General features: G+C 69.2%; 10 protein-coding genes and 1 pseudogene. 6 read left to right on the top strand and 5 right to left on the bottom strand.

The annotated features are described in order from the left end of the window. Positions 1–62 precede the first annotated feature (62 nt). Positions 63–1,184 (bottom strand): SchA/CurD-like domain-containing protein, encoded by a 1,122-nt coding sequence (locus tag ACH4EW_RS25595; RefSeq protein ID WP_398260649.1) that lies wholly within the window; start codon positions 1,182–1,184, stop codon positions 63–65. A 267-nt stretch (positions 1,185–1,451) separates the two neighbouring features. Here ACH4EW_RS25595 and ACH4EW_RS25590 point away from each other — a divergent pair, with 267 nt between their 5' ends. Together ACH4EW_RS25590 and paaK are read left to right on the top strand one after the other, a co-directional pair. Beyond that, the gene (locus tag ACH4EW_RS25590) at positions 1,452–3,080 is read left to right on the top strand and encodes an FAD-dependent oxidoreductase (RefSeq protein WP_398260759.1); all 1,629 of its coding nucleotides are present in this window, start codon (positions 1,452–1,454) and stop codon (positions 3,078–3,080) included. 231 nt (positions 3,081–3,311) lie between these two features. Next, on the top strand, positions 3,312–4,601 hold the full coding sequence (gene paaK, locus ACH4EW_RS25585) for a phenylacetate--CoA ligase PaaK (RefSeq protein WP_398260647.1): 1,290 nt from the start codon (positions 3,312–3,314) through the stop codon (positions 4,599–4,601). A gap of 28 nt (positions 4,602–4,629) precedes the next feature. On the opposite strand, the gene ACH4EW_RS25580 is transcribed toward paaK, so the two are convergent. Further along, positions 4,630–6,138: an acyl-CoA synthetase gene (locus tag ACH4EW_RS25580; RefSeq protein ID WP_398260645.1), complete on the bottom strand. Its 1,509-nt coding sequence runs from the start codon at positions 6,136–6,138 to the stop codon at positions 4,630–4,632. Between the two features lie 338 nt (positions 6,139–6,476). On the opposite strand from ACH4EW_RS25580, the gene ACH4EW_RS25575 reads away from it, so the two are divergent. Beyond that, the gene (locus tag ACH4EW_RS25575) at positions 6,477–6,695 is read left to right on the top strand and encodes a hypothetical protein (RefSeq protein WP_398260643.1); all 219 of its coding nucleotides are present in this window, start codon (positions 6,477–6,479) and stop codon (positions 6,693–6,695) included. A gap of 316 nt (positions 6,696–7,011) precedes the next feature. Here ACH4EW_RS25575 and ACH4EW_RS25570 read toward each other — a convergent pair whose 3' ends face one another. Together ACH4EW_RS25570 and ACH4EW_RS25565 are read right to left on the bottom strand one after the other, a co-directional pair. Then, complete coding sequence (locus ACH4EW_RS25570; protein WP_398260641.1) at positions 7,012–8,562, bottom strand: acyl-CoA synthetase; 1,551 nt, start codon at positions 8,560–8,562, stop codon at positions 7,012–7,014. Continuing rightward, positions 8,559–9,668, bottom strand: coding sequence for an NAD(P)H-dependent flavin oxidoreductase (locus tag ACH4EW_RS25565; protein WP_398260639.1), 1,110 nt, complete (start codon positions 9,666–9,668; stop codon positions 8,559–8,561). The genes ACH4EW_RS25570 and ACH4EW_RS25565 overlap by 4 nt, the downstream gene beginning before the upstream one ends. A 182-nt stretch (positions 9,669–9,850) precedes the next feature. Between ACH4EW_RS25565 and ACH4EW_RS25560 the strand changes: the two genes are divergently transcribed. The 3 genes and pseudogenes from ACH4EW_RS25560 to ACH4EW_RS25550 all read left to right on the top strand — a co-directional run. Then, positions 9,851–11,701 carry a serine hydrolase gene (locus ACH4EW_RS25560; protein ID WP_398260637.1) on the top strand — a complete coding sequence of 617 codons (1,851 nt, stop codon included), beginning with the start codon at positions 9,851–9,853 and terminating at the stop codon, positions 11,699–11,701. Next, a complete protein-coding gene (locus ACH4EW_RS25555; RefSeq protein ID WP_398260635.1) occupies positions 11,680–12,201 on the top strand; it encodes an MFS transporter in 522 nt (173 codons plus the stop codon). Before ACH4EW_RS25560 ends, ACH4EW_RS25555 begins: the two co-directional genes overlap by 22 nt. Positions 12,202–12,282: 81 nt before the next feature. Further along, a pseudogene (locus tag ACH4EW_RS25550) lies at positions 12,283–12,462 on the top strand (response regulator transcription factor); the annotation flags it as partial. A gap of 83 nt (positions 12,463–12,545) precedes the next feature. On the opposite strand, the gene ACH4EW_RS25545 reads toward ACH4EW_RS25550, so the two are convergent. Continuing rightward, a complete protein-coding gene (locus ACH4EW_RS25545; RefSeq protein WP_398260633.1) occupies positions 12,546–14,090 on the bottom strand; it encodes a phytoene desaturase family protein in 1,545 nt (514 codons plus the stop codon). Positions 14,091–14,134: the final 44 nt, after the last annotated feature.

The raw sequence follows: 14,134 nt of genomic DNA, 5'->3' as shown, positions 1-14,134 counted from the left end.
TGGCACATTGCGCGTTGTGTTGACGGGTTGAGCGAGAACCCCCCAGGGTGCGGATGCGCGATTCAGGACTCCGTGGCCCGCCGATCTGTGATCAGGGTCATCTCGGACTCCGTCAGGAAGCGCGAGATCCCCTGCTCCGTCGTGGGCACGGCGATCGCGCCGCCGCCGAGGAGGCGTCCGAGCCTGGCCAGCTTGCCGGGGCCGTCGATTCCGACCACCTGGGCCGGCTGCGCGTCGATCGGTCCGACCGCTTCGAGGAGGCGGACGACGACGTCGTCGCGTTGGAAGATGGTGCTGCTGTCGATGACGCTCGCCGGGTCGTCGGCCGCCTCCTCGTCGTGGCCGGCGAGCAGCCGGGCGAGTGCCATGCCGCAGCCCTCCTTGGCCTCGTAGAAAAGAGCATGCCGACGGATGTCCTCGGCCCTGTGCCGGCCTGCGGTCACGTGGTGGACGGTCGGGAGCGCGGCTCGGGTGAAGAACATCCGGGCGGAGTTCGGGTCGCTGAGGTCCCGGTCCTGCTCCAGATACGGGTTGATGGCCTCTTCGACGGCCCTCACCTCGGGCTGCCGGGCGACGTGCCGCAGGGCCGCGAGGAGGTCGCCCTCGACCTCCACTGCCCGCACGACGCGGTTTCCGTGCATGAAGAGCGAAGTGCGGCGCAGTCGGGTGCCTTCGTCGACACGAGCCTGCGGCGACTCGTAATCGGCCAGGATCTTCGCCACGATGTCCTCTGTGCCCGGCTTGACCGTGAAGGTGAGCGCGTGGCGCACCACTCCGTCGCCCAGCCGGGGTGACGCCTGCAGCCGGCCCTTGGCCGCCTCGGACGCCAGCTCGAACGCCTTGCCGGTCTCGCGCAGGACGCTGAAGCGCAGCGAACGGGTGTCACGTACGCAGTGGTGCAGCGGCTGAACTGTCGCAACGTGCTCTTCGCTGTTCACCCAGGCGAGGAACGGCGGTGCGCTCTCCCATTCACTGGTGATCAGCCATTGGGAGGGGTTCTCGATGGACTGGCACAGCTGGTCGCTGATGTGTCCGGGGACGGATGCCACCTGATTACGCAGGTGCTCATACGCCTCCAGGAACTGCTTCTGGGCCCCGTCGTAGAGGTCCAGCAGCAGAACGACACGCAGCCTGGAACCGTCGAAGGCGGACTGGGAGATCCGTTCCGAGAGGGTGGCGGTCATCTTTTGATCTCCTTCGAGACGGTGTCGTGGTCAGGCCGGATGGCATGCCGTCAACCGTCGGTTGGCGAGTGGATTCGGAGCGGGGACTCTCCCGACGGATGTGGTCGGTCCGCCCCCGTGACTGCGGGCATCGTCTCCGTGACCGATCGTGAAACGCTGGTCCGGGTGGCGCGAGATTTATGAACCGTTCAGGTGAGCGGCCGTCCGAACCGCTCCGACAAGGGCATTGAACAAGGCATCCGAACGGCGTCCGAGCTGGAGCAACTGATGAACGAGAACGTCGACATTCGCGTACCGGTCCTCATCGTGGGCGGCTCCTTGGTGGGCTTGTCCGCCTCACTTTTTCTCGGCCGGCTCGGCATCGAGCATCTGCTGGTCGAGAAGCACCGAGCTACCTCGACGCATCCTCGCGGACGCGGCAACAACGTGCGCACGATGGAGGTGTTCCGCACGGCGGGCGCCGAGCGGGGCATCCGGGAGGCTGCTTCGGTCCTCGCCGACAACCACGGAATTCTGCAAGCCGGCTCGCTCACCGGGGACGACCAGAAGTGGCTGTTCAAGGAGATCGACCCGGGTGGCGGACTCGCCCGTTTCAGCCCGTCCGGCTGGTGTCTGTGCAGCCAGAACGATCTGGAACCCGTGCTGGTGAAACTGGCCCGCAAGCAGGGCGGTGACCTGCGGTTCTCCACCGAAATGCAGAGCTTCGACCAGGACGGGGCGGGGGTGGACGCGGTACTCAAGAACCGGGAGACCGGAGAGCACGTCAGTGTGCGCGCGGACTACCTCATCGCGGCCGACGGGCCGCGCAGCCCCATCCGCGAGCAGCTGCGCATCGGCCGGACCGGTCCCGGTGATCTCTTCCACAACGTGAGCATCACCTTCCGATCCCGGCAGCTCGCCGATGTCGTGGGCGACCGGCGCTTCATCGTCTGCTATCTGACCAACCCCGCAGCGGACGGGGCCTTGTTGCCGGTGGACAACGAGAAGGAGTGGGTGTTCCACGCGCCATGGCATCCCCAACTGGGCGAAACTCTGGAGGACTTCACCGACGAACGGTGTGCCGAGCACATCCGTACGGCGGTCGGCGCTCCGGACATCGACGTCGAGATCACCGGCAAGGCCCCGTGGCACGCCGCGGAGCGGGTCGCGCAGCGGTACGCCTCCGGCAGGGTCTTCCTCGCCGGGGACTCAGCCCATGAGATGTCCCCCACCGGGGCGTTCGGTTCCAACACCGGTATTCAGGACGCGCACAACCTGGCCTGGAAGCTCGCCGCCGTACTGAAGGGCGAGGCGGGCCCGGGTCTGCTGGACACCTACGAGGCGGAGCGAATGCCGGTGGCGCAGGCGACGAGCGCGCGGGCCTCGGCGCGCTCGAGCGAGCACAGCCACCCGGGATACGCGGCAGCGCCGGGCGTGGGCGGCGGGAAGCAGGGCGGCATGCTCACCGTGGCTCTGGGCTACCGCTATGTACGCGGCGCCGTGCTGGGTGCCGATCCGCAGCAGCCGGTCGTGCCGCAGGGAATGCAGCTGAATGGTCAACCAGGAAGTCGTGCACCGCATCTGTGGGTCCGTCAGGCCGGTGATCGCAAGTCCACTCTGGATCTGTACGAGCGCACTCTCGTGCTGCTCACCGACGGTGAGGACGTGGCATGGCAGCGGGCGGCGGCGCGGGTCGCCGCCCGGCTTTCGGTACGGCTGCAGGCGTACGGCATCGGCCCGGGCGCCGATCTGGAGCCGGAGAACGGGGCCGACTGGGCCGAGATCCATGGCACGACGCCCGAAGGCGCCGTGCTGGTGCGTCCCGACGGCTTCGTGGCCTGGCGGTCGACGGGTTCCGTGGCCGACGCCGAGGCCACCCTCCAGGAGGTCCTGGCCTCCCTGCTGCACCGGCCCTGACCCTGTCGGCGGGGCGACGTAGGCCATCCGAACAGGACCGGCCAGGGGTGCAGCCGTGTCCGGTATGAGCGTATCCGCGAGAGGTGGCGCAGGCGCAGCGGTGCGACGGCGGTGAAGGGGCGACACAGATCAGCCGTGTCGTCCCTCTTGCCATGTGGCGGAGCATCCTGAATTACTTCTACCGAAAGATCGACCGAACGATCGGTCGCCTGTACGGAAGAGGAGATCCGGATGACGGCTCTGCTGGACGCGGCGGAACGACTGGCCCGGGACGAGCTGGAGGCACTCCAGCTGGAACGGTTGCGGGCCACGCTGCACCACGCGTACGAGAACGTCGGTCACTACCGGGCCGCGTTCGACAAGGCCGGGCTGCACCCGGACGACTGCCGTACACTCGCCGATCTCGCCCGCTTCCCCTTCACGACCAAGGCGGATCTGCGGGACAACTACCCCTTCGGCATGTTCGCCGTCCCCGAGGAGCGTGTACGGAGGATCCACGCGTCCAGCGGGACGACGGGCCGTCCGACCGTCGTCGGATACACCCAGCGGGACCTGGACACCTGGGCGGACGTGGTCGCCCGCTCGATCCGGGCCGCCGGCGGCCGTCCCGGGCAGAAGGTCCATGTGGCGTACGGATACGGGCTGTTCACCGGCGGTCTGGGAGCACACTACGGAGCGGAACGGCTCGGCTGTACGGTCATCCCGGCCTCCGGCGGCATGACGGCCCGCCAGGTCCAGCTGATCCAGGACTTCCGGCCCGAGATCATCATGGTGACACCCTCGTACATGCTGACGCTGCTCGACGAGTTCGAGCGCCAGGGCGTCGATCCGCGTTCGACGTCCCTGAAGGTCGGGATCTTCGGTGCCGAGCCATGGACGGAGGGGATGCGGCGCGAGATCGAGGAGCGGTTCGCGATCGACGCGGTCGACATCTACGGCCTTTCGGAGGTGATGGGGCCCGGTGTCGCGCAGGAGTGTGTGGAGACCAAGGACGGGCTGCACATCTGGGAGGACCACTTCTATCCGGAGGTCGTCGATCCGTTCACCGGCGAGGTGCTGCCTCAGGGTGAGACGGGCGAGCTGGTGTTCACCTCGCTCACCAAAGAGGCCATGCCGGTGATTCGCTATCGGACGAGGGACCTGACCCGGCTGCTGCCGGGCACGGCGCGGGTGTTCCGGCGGATGGAGAGGGTGACGGGGCGCAGTGACGATCTGGTGATCCTGCGCGGGGTGAATCTTTTTCCGACACAGATCGAGGAAATCGTTTTGCGCACACCGGGGGTGGCGCCGCACTTCCAGTTGCGGCTGACCCGCGAGGGCCGCCTCGACGCACTGACCGTGCGGGCGGAGGCACGGGCGGGGGCCACGCCGGAGCAGCGTATAGCCTCGGCGGAGTCGATCAGGGCAGCCGTCAAGGACGGAATCGGGGTGTCGGTCGGGGTCGAGATCGTCGATCCCGAGACGCTGGAGAGGTCGGTCGGCAAAGTCAAGCGCATCGTCGACGAGCGCGGGGGGAAGTAGGGCCGGCCACGGACGCACCGCAGGACATTCACGCCTGCCGAGCAAACCGGTCGCGCAGCTTCCGCTTGAGGATCTTACCGCTCGCATTGCGCGGCAGTTCCTCCACGAAGAGAACCTTCTTCGGGGCCTTGAAATGAGCGAGCCGCTCACGGGCGTGGTCGATGAGTTCTGTCTCCGTCGCTTCGCCCCGCAGGACGACCACGGCGGTGACAGCCTCGATCCAGCGGTCGTCGGGCAGCCCGACGACCGCGGCCTCGGCAACGGCGGGATGGGTGTAGAGAGCGTCCTCGACCTGGCGGGAGGCGACGAGGACACCGCCGGAATTGATGACGTCCTTCACCCGGTCGACGACGGTGAAGAAGCCCTCCGCGTCACGCACGGCGAGGTCGCCGGAGTGGAACCAGCCGTCGCGGAAGGCCCGCGCTGTCTCCTCGGGCTTGTCCCAGTAGCCCTCGCACAGCTGGGGCGAGCGGTAGACCACTTCACCGGCCGTGCCGTCGGGGACCTCCTTGCCGTCCTCGTCCACGACCCGGGCCTCGACGAAGAGGACGGGCCTGCCGCAGGAGTCCATCCGGCCCTCGTGCTCGTCCGGTCCGAGGACGGTGGCGAGCGGGCCGATCTCGCTCTGTCCGAAGCAGTTGTAGAAGGCAAGTGCGGGCAGCCGGTCGCGGAGCCGTTCCAGTACGGGTACGGGCATGATCGACGCACCGTAGTACGCCTTGCGCAGCGCGCCGAGTTCGCGCGTGGTGAAGCCGGGGTGCCGGGAGATGCCGACCCAGACGGTCGGCGGCGCGAAGACGCTGTCGGCCTGCCCCGTCTCGACGAGATCGAAGATCCGGTTCACATCCGGCGCGTCGAGGATGATGTTCACTGCGCCGACCGCGAGATAGGGCAGCAGGAACACATGCATCTGTGCGGAGTGGTAGAGCGGCAGAGAGTGGACCGGCCGGTCGGTGGCGCGCAGATCGAGTGCCGTGATCGCGCTGACGTACTCGTGGACGAGCGCGCCGTGGGTCATCATCGCACCCTTGGGGAGTGCTGTGGTGCCCGAGGTGTAGAGCAGTTGGACGAGGTCTCCCGCGGCCGGTTCGCGCTCCGGGGTGAAGGGGCGCGGGGTGGCGGTGGCGTCCAGGAGGGAGTCCGGTGCGTCGCGCAGCGCGCGTACGGAGAACGCGGCCGGAATCCGGTCGGCGAGGTCCGGGTCGGTGAGGACGAGGACGCTGCCGGACTGTTCGAGGAGGTACATGAGATCGTCGCCGGTGAGGTTCTGGTTGACCGGCACATGGATCAGGCCCGCGCGGGCACAGGCGAGGTAGCCGATCAGATACGCGTCGGAGTTGTGCGCGTACGAGGCGACCCGGTCGCCGGGGTGCAGCCCGTGCTCGCCGGTGAGGACCGCCGCCACGGTACTGACGGCCGTGTCGAGTTCCGCGTAGGTCCAGGACCTCTCCGCGTACCGCAGGGCGGTCCTCGCGGGGGTGCGCCGGGCGCTGCGGGCCACGACACCATCGACTGTGCTGCTCCGTACGCCTGTCATGGTGTGATCCTGTGCGGCCGGAACCCGGTGGTCAAGGGGTTGGCAACTGCCCGCTGCTCGCCGGCGCTGCGGTGGTGCGGGGGCACGAACGCCAGTGGCTCCGTGAGGTGCGATCGGTCCTTGTGCGCCCGTGGGGCGGTCGGGGGCCGATCGCGAGCGGCACCATATGGGCGATGCGGGGACCGAGTTGAAGCTGTCCGGAGGAGGTGCGGTTCGCTCACGCGCTGCCGGCGCGAGCGCGAGTCGCGAGCAGAGCCGCCAGGATGCACGGCGCGAGCAGCAGCCCGAAGGCGGCGCGGTAGCCGACGAAGTCGGTCGAGCCGGCGCCCACGCAGGCGTTGAACGAAGCGGAGGAGACACCCAACGCGGCCGGCGAGGGCGCGGCCCCGCACACGACCCGGGGCGGCGGATCCTCGCTGCCCGGGGGCGAGGAGGCGGTCGCGGCCGGCGCGGCATGCCAGGTGCCGGCCGACAGCACGGTGCTGCTGCGCGGGCATCGCGTCGCGACAGCGGTGAGCGTGGGCGCGGCGCGGCTGCTGCCGGCCGGGAGCCGGTGACCAGCATCAGCGGCACGAGTGCCTCCAGCGTGAAGAACACCCCTGAACTCAGCCCGCGCAGCGGCACCGTGACCGGCAGGCCGCGCGCGCCGCGCCAGGTGCCGGCCGGCAGCAGCCGCGGCGCGAACACCACCAACAGGGCAAGCCCTCCCACCGCGAACAGCAGGTGGCGCAAGTCCCAGCCAGAGGCGCCGTACTGCCCCAGCGCCGCGCCCACGCTCACCGCTGTCACGGCCATCAGCGCAGGGCGCGGCGGCCTGTCTCCCGACGGCGAGGGCGCGGCCCCGCGCACGACCCGGTCCGGGCGGGCAGCGGTTCACAGTGCTCGCTGGTGCCCTTCCCAGTACGGGTCACGCAGCCGCCTCTTGTACAGCTTGCCGTTGGGATCGCGGGGCATCTCCTCGATGAAGTCGATACTCCGGGGGCGCTTGTACCCGGCCAGATGGTGTTCGCAGTGGCGCAGGATCTCGGCGGCCAGAGCGTCCCCCGTCTCGTATGTCCCGGCCGGTTCGACGACCGCCTTGACCTCCTCGCCCCAGTCGGGATGCGGGATGCCGAAGACTGCCACGTCGGCGACCGCGGGGTGGCTGAGGAGGGCGCTCTCGATCTCGGCGGGGTAGATGTTGACACCGCCGGAGATGATCATGTCGATCTTGCGGTCGCGGAGGAACAGATAGCCGTCCTCGTCGAGGATGCCGAGGTCGCCGACGGTGAAGAAGTCGCCGATGCGGTTCTTCTTCGTCTTGGTCTCGTCCTTGTGGTAGCTGAAGCCGCCGGTGTTCATCTTCATGTAGACGGTGCCGAGCTCGCCGGGCGGCAGGCGGTTGCCGTCGTCGTCGAAGACGGCGAGTTCGCTGATCGGCCAGGCCCGGCCGACCGTGCCGGGTTTCTTCAGCCAGTCCTCCGCGGTGGCGAAGGCGCCGCCGCCCTCGCTGGCGGCGTAGTACTCCTCGACGCACCGCCCCCACCAGTCGATCATGGCGCGTTTGACGTGGTCGGGGCAGGGCGCCGCACCGTGGATGGCATGGCGCATGGCTGTGACGTCGTATCTCCGCTTCACCTCGTCGGGGAGGGCGAGGAGTCGGTGGAACTGGGTCGGGACCATGTGCGTGTGTGTACAACGGTGGGTGCCGATGAGCCGCAGCATCTCCTCGGGCGTCCACTTGTCCATCAGGACCAGCGGGTGCCCGATGTGCAGGGACGCGCCCGCGAACTGGAGGACGGCCGTGTGGTAGAGCGGCGAGCAGACCAGATGGACGTTGTCGTCGAAGGGCCTGATACCGAAGATGCCGAGGAATCCGCCGAGGTGGCTCTCCTCGGGGAGCTTGCCGGAGAGCGGACGGCGAATGCCGCGCGGGCGGCCAGTGGTGCCCGAGGTGTAGTTCATGACCCAGCCGAGAGTGCGGGCCTCGGGAGGTGCGTCGGGCTGTCCTTCGAGCAGTTCGGCGTACGGACGGAATCCGTCGACCGTTCCCACGGCATAGCGGTGGCTCGCCGGGAGCTTCGCCTCGTCCGCGGCCCCCGTCGCCGCCTGGGCGAACCGCTCGTGGGCGATGAGTACCTTGGCGCCCGAGTCGGAGACGATCCAGGCGATCTCGGGACCGACGAAGTGGTGGTTGACGGGGACGAGATAGAAGCCCGCCTGGCAGGCGGCGAGGTAGGCGGTGAAGAACTCGACACCGTTGGGCAGGACGACTGCGAAGGCGTCGCCCTTTCGGAGCCCGGCCGCGCGCAGTCCGTGGACGAGGCGGTTGGCTGCGGCGTGGAGCCGGCCAGCGGTCCAGCTCTCGCCGTCGGGTGCGGTCAGGACCGTACGGCCGGGATCGACGGCGGCCTGGGCCCAGAAGCCGTTGGGCGGCCGGTTCATGAGGCGCTCCGTCCGGCGATGCGGTTGATCCGGTCGACTGCGCGCTCGAAGCCGCGGGTCAGATCGTCGAAGACGGCCTGCACGCTGCGTTCGCTGTTCATCCGGCCGACGATCTGGCCGACGGGGGTGCCGAGCAGCGCGCCGGTCTCGTATTTCTGTATACGGGAGACGGCTTCGGCGACCAGCAGCCCCTGGAGCGGCATGGGCAGAGTGCCGGGGCCCGACGGGTCGTCCCAGGCATCGGTCCATTCGGTACGGAGCTGACGTGCGGGTTTGCCGGTGAGCGCACGGGAGCGGACGGTGTCGCCGGAGCCCGCGGCAAGGAGTTTGCGGGTCAGCGCGCGGGAGTGGAGGTCGGCCTCTTGCGTGGTCAGCCAGAGGGAGCCGAGCCAGACACCCTGGGCACCGAGGGCGAGTCCGGCGGCGATCTGCTCTCCGCTGCCGATGCCGCCGGCGGCGAGGACGGGGAGCGGTCCCACGGCGTCGACCACCTCCGGCACCAGGACCATGGAGGCGATCTCACCGGTGTGGCCGCCCGCCTCGTACCCCTGGGCGACGACGATGTCGATGCCCGCGTCAGCGTGGCGGCGGGCGTGTCTGGCACTTCCGGCGAGCGCTGCGACGAGAACGCCCTGGTCGTGGGCGCGTCGGACGACGTCGGCGGGTGGCGACCCGAGGGCGTTGGCGAGAAGGCCGATGGGGTAGTCGAAGGCGACGTCGAGCTGATTGCGGGCGACTTCCTCCATCCACCCGGTGATGCGCCAGCCGGACGCCTCGCCCTCGGCGAGCTCCGGTACGCCGTGCTTGGCCAGGGTGTCCTGGACGAACTGGCGGTGTCCGGCCGGGATCATGGCCTCGACGTCGGCCTCGGTCACTCCCTCCACTTTCTTCGCGGGCATGACGACGTCGAGACCATACGGCTTGCCGTCGGTGTGCTCCTGCATCCAGTCGAGGTCACGTGCGAGGTCGTCGGGGGCGGTGTAGCGGACCGCGCCGAGCACACCGAATCCGCCGGCCCTGGTGATGGCCGCGGCCACCGCGGGGAACGGCGTGAAGCCGAAGATGGCGTGCTCGACTCCCAGTTTCTTGCTCAGCTCCGTCTCCATGGGGCGCAGGATGCCGCAGTCGGACATCCGAGGGAAGAGATTTTCTGATGCAGTGTCAGATTCTTTGTGGCTCAGGAGTCCTCCGCGACGGCAGTGGTGACAGTAATCTCTGCGGCGGCAGGAAGTTTCATCGTCGGACGAAATTTCGAAAGTTACTTTCGCGCAGCAGGAAGGGTTTCCGGATGACCGAGGACACGGCCGGCAGAGGGATCAGCCGACGCAGGCTGGGCGGTGGGATGCTGGCCCTGGGCGGAGCACTCGCCCTGGCGCCGATTCCGTTCGCGGAACGGGCGTCGGCCATGGAGTCGGGGGCGGGGTCGTCGGGCATGCACGCAGGGAGCGGGACGAGCGCCGCATCCGAGCCGGCACGGCCGACGCTGCGGCGCGGATCCGCTGCCCGTGCCGGTCTGTTGCAGGGGCCGCTGGACCAATTGGTCGCCGATGCGGAGAAGTTCCTCTCCGACTCCCCCAAACACCCTTGGTACGCCGGTGCGGTGTTGCTCGCCGGGCGGGGCGGCACGGTGGCGTTGCACCACCCGATCGGCAAGGCCGTGCGCTACGCGGCGTACGACGAGAAGACCGACACCGGGGTGGAATTCCCGCCCGATCAACAGATCGCCATGGCCGAGGACACGGTCTTCGATCTGGCTTCGGTGTCGAAGCTGTTCACCTCGATCCTGGCCGTGCAGCAGATCGAGCGCGGAACGCTGGAGCTGGAGGCGGAGGTTGCCTCGTATCTGCCGGATTTCGCCGGTGGCGGCAAGCAGAACATCACGATCCGTCAGCTGCTCACACATACGTCGGGCTTCCGTGCCTGGATTCCGCTGTACAAGGCACCGACGCGGGAGGGGAAGCTGGAGTTGCTGTGGAACGAGGTGCCCGCCAACCCTCCGGGCACGGTCTATCTCTACTCCGACCTCAATCTGATCTCGCTGCAACTGGTCCTGGAGAAGATCACCGGCCGCACGCAGGATGTCCTGCTCCGTGAGCAGATCACTGCTCCGCTCGGAATGCACCGCACCCGGTACAACCCCCCGGCCTCCTGGAAGCCGAAGATCGCCGCGACCGAGGATGCCCGGCTCCCCTGGTCCGGTCTCGACCGGGGACTGGTCTGGGGCGAGGTGCATGACGAGAACGCCCACAGCCTGGACGGCGTGGCGGGCCATGCCGGAGTCTTCTCCTGCGCCTGGGATCTCGCGGTCCTCGCCCGTACGCTGCTCAACGGCGGCGTCTACGGCCGCGCGCGGATTCTCTCCGAGGAATCGGTGGACCTGCTGTTCACGGACTTCAACACCGCGTTCCCCGGCAATGCACACGGACTCGGCTTCGAGCTCTACCAGCACTGGTACATGGGGGCGATGGCAACCCCTCGTACCGCAGGCCACACCGGGTTCACCGGCACCAGTCTGGTCCTGGACCCCACGACCGACTCGTTCCTCGTCGTCCTCGGCAACTCGGTGCATCCGGTGCGCAGCTGGCGCTCCGGCAGCGCGCCGCGCGTCGCCACCGCCAACCAGATGGCGCGCGCCGTCGCGGTCCGTCCCGCCCGGGGACGTACGGCGTGGTTCTCGGGGCTGGCGAGCGCCACCAGCGCGACGCTCACGCTGCCCGCGCTGCATCTCTCATCATCGCGGGCCCGGCTGAGCTCGGCCCTGTGGTGGGACACCGAGCCCGGGTCCGATTTCCTCTTCCTGGAGGCGTCGGCGGACGCCGGAGCGACCTGGCAGCCGGTGCCGTTCACCACCGTACCGATGGCCGATCAACCCCACCCGGAACCCCAACCGCATCCAACGGGCTCGGTCTCCGGCTGGTCCGGCCGGGTCTGGCACCGTCTCGACGCGGACCTCGCCGCATGGCGCGGCAAGGAGGTGCGGCTGCGGTGGCGGTACGCCACGGATCAGCGGTACGTCGGGCGCGGGGTGTACGTGGATGCCTTCCGGGTCGAGGACGGCCACCGGACGGTCTTCGACGAGAGCAGGCCCGGCGATGCCGCGGGCATCGAGGCGCTGGGATGGACGGCGTCGGCGGACTGAATCCCGCCGGGCCGCCGGTCCGATGGCACGGTCAGAGGATCTGCTCGGGGGCGCGTTTCTGGGGGCTCGTCCAAGGCGCGTTCGCGTTCGGGCTGCTGGCGGGGACGGTGGTGTGCCTGCGCTGGAAGCCCCACCGTCTGCTGGTCGTTGCCGTCATCACCGGCTCCGGGCTCTGCCTGCCACCGGCGGCGCTGGGAATGGGTCTGGCCCTGCCCTGGGTGCTGCTCAGTGCCGTACTCGCGGGCTTCGGGCTGGATGTCGCCATCGTGGCGTGGACCACCACGCTCCAACAGCACGTGCCCCAGGAGGAGCTGGGCCGTATGAGCTCATTCAACGGTGTCGGTGAGCGAATCGCCATCCCGCTCGGCTACCTCATCACCGCGCTCGCCACACATGCCTGGGCCGATCGCACCGTGCTCCTGGTCTGTGCCGGTGCCATCGTGGTCTCCACAGTCCTCAACCTCTGTGTACGAGACGTGTACCGCATCAATCGCGTCTAGAAAACCTGTCTTCGACAGTGCAGCCGCTACGCAGCCATCTCTGGCCGGCCCGGAGTCGGCCGGCTGGATGCCTGCCCGGCGAAAGTGCACACCCTGGTCGGACGCGGCCGGTCGAACACCGAGATCGCGGAGGATCTCTTCATCACGGTGGCCACGGCCAAGTCGCACGTGGCGCGGTTGTTCACCAAGCCGGGCGCCCGGGACCGGGTTCAGCTCGTGATCACCGCCTATGAGCTGGGACTGGTCACGCCGCCTCGCTGAGCGCGTCCCTGGGCCCATGGTGAAGTCGGAAATGCCGTGTCGCCTTCGCAGGCGGCGTGTGTTCGGTCGCCTGCACAAGAGGATCACCGGCCCAGCGCCGCCATCGCGGCGTTGTGGCCGGGAACCCCGCTGACCCCGCCACCGCGTACGGCACCCGCCCCGCAGAGCAGCACATTGGCGTGCGCCGTCTCCACACCCCACCGGCCGGTGGATTCGGTGGCGTACGGAAACGCGAGGTCCCGGTGGAAGATATGGCCGCCGGGCAGCCGCAGATCCTGTTCGAGGTCGAGCGGTGACTTCGCCTCGATGCACGGCTCGCCGTTCCTGTCACGTGCCAGGCAGTCGGTGATCGGCTCGTCCAGGTGCGCGTCGAGTTCGGCGAGCGTGGCCGTCAGCAGCTCGGCGCGCGTCGCCGCGTTGTCGGCCGCGAAGAGCCGCGCGGGGGTGTGCAGGCCGAAGAGGGTGAGGGTCTGGTAGCCGCGGGCGGCGAGGCCGGGGCCGAGGATCGACGGGTCGGTCAGCGAGTGGCAGTAGATCTCGGACGGCGGGGCGCCGGGCAGCCGGCCCGCCGCCGCGTCCCGGTAGGCGTCGGCGAGTTGTCCGTATCCCTCGGCGATGTGGAACGTGCCGGCGAATGCCTCGCGCGGGTCGACGGTGCGGTCGCGCAACCGGGGCAGCCGGGTGAGCAGCATGTTCACCTTCAGCTGCGCGCCCTCGGCCGGGGTGGGCGGCTCGTCCCCGAGGAGGGCGGCGAGCGCCTGCGGCGAGGCATTGACGAGGACCCTGCGGGCTGCGACGACGTGTTCCGCCTCGGGCGAGCGGACGGTGATCTCGGCCCGTGTTCCGTCGGTTTCGATGCGGGTCGCCTCGTGCTGTACGCGGATCTGGGCCCCGGCCTCGCGGGCGGCCCGGACGAGGGCATCGGTGAGCGCGCCCATGCCGCCGACCGGGACGTCCCAGTCGCCGGTGCCCCCGCCGATGACGTGGTACAGGAAACAGCGGTTCTGGAGCAGGGACGGATCGTGCGCATCGGCGAAGGTGCCGATCAGGGCATCGGTGAGAACGACGCCGCGTACGAGGTCGTCGCTGAAGTTCTTCTCGACGGCGACGCCGATGGGCTCCTCGAAGAGTGTCCGCCAGGCCGCCTTGTCACCGATCCGCTCGCGCAGTGCGTCGCGGGTGGGAAGAGGTTCGGTGAGCGTCGGGAAGGCCCGCTCGGCGACGTGGCGCGTCATGCCGTAGAAGCGCTGCCACGCCTCGTACTCGCGGTCCGAGCCGGTGAGCGCGGCGAAGGAGTCCCGGGTACGGTCCCCGCCGACGAGCAGCCCGGTGGCGCGGCCGCCGCGCACGGTCGGGGTGTACGAGGAGACGGTCCGTTTGCGTACGGCGAAGCCCAGGCCGAGATCGCGGACAATCTTCTGCGGCAGCAGGGACACGAGGTACGAGTAGCGCGACAGGCGGGCGTCGACCCCGTCGAAGGGGCGGGTGGAGACAGCCGCTCCGCCGGTGGTGACGAGGCGTTCCAGGACCAGGACGGACTGTCCGGCGCGGGCGAGGTAGGCAGCGGCGACCAGACCGTTGTGGCCGCCGCCCACGATCACTGCGTCAAAGCTGTCGGGGGCGCGCATGCCTCTTCGTAACACGGGGCGTTCCCCCTGACCAGAGGCGGTGG

The sequence above is a fragment of the Streptomyces sp. NPDC018000 genome, from assembly GCF_044328025.1.
In the GTDB taxonomy this organism is placed as follows: Bacteria; Actinomycetota; Actinomycetes; order Streptomycetales; family Streptomycetaceae; genus Streptomyces.
This window is presented reverse-complemented; position numbering and strand designations above follow the sequence as displayed.

What these genes read in the sequence shown, in the direction of transcription:
- ACH4EW_RS25560 (WP_398260637.1), top strand. Translation starts at nt 9,851, where the DNA reads ATGACCGAGGACACGGCCGGCAGAGGGATCAGCCGACGCAGGCTGGGC.
- ACH4EW_RS25545 (WP_398260633.1), bottom strand. Translation starts at nt 14,090, where the DNA reads ATGCGCGCCCCCGACAGCTTTGACGCAGTGATCGTGGGCGGCGGCCAC.
- ACH4EW_RS25580 (WP_398260645.1), bottom strand. Translation starts at nt 6,138, where the DNA reads ATGACAGGCGTACGGAGCAGCACAGTCGATGGTGTCGTGGCCCGCAGC.
- ACH4EW_RS25590 (WP_398260759.1), top strand. Translation starts at nt 1,452, where the DNA reads ATGAACGAGAACGTCGACATTCGCGTACCGGTCCTCATCGTGGGCGGC.
- ACH4EW_RS25595 (WP_398260649.1), bottom strand. Translation starts at nt 1,184, where the DNA reads ATGACCGCCACCCTCTCGGAACGGATCTCCCAGTCCGCCTTCGACGGT.
- paaK (WP_398260647.1), top strand. Translation starts at nt 3,312, where the DNA reads ATGACGGCTCTGCTGGACGCGGCGGAACGACTGGCCCGGGACGAGCTG.
- ACH4EW_RS25565 (WP_398260639.1), bottom strand. Translation starts at nt 9,668, where the DNA reads ATGGAGACGGAGCTGAGCAAGAAACTGGGAGTCGAGCACGCCATCTTC.
- ACH4EW_RS25555 (WP_398260635.1), top strand. Translation starts at nt 11,680, where the DNA reads ATGGACGGCGTCGGCGGACTGAATCCCGCCGGGCCGCCGGTCCGATGG.
- ACH4EW_RS25570 (WP_398260641.1), bottom strand. Translation starts at nt 8,562, where the DNA reads ATGAACCGGCCGCCCAACGGCTTCTGGGCCCAGGCCGCCGTCGATCCC.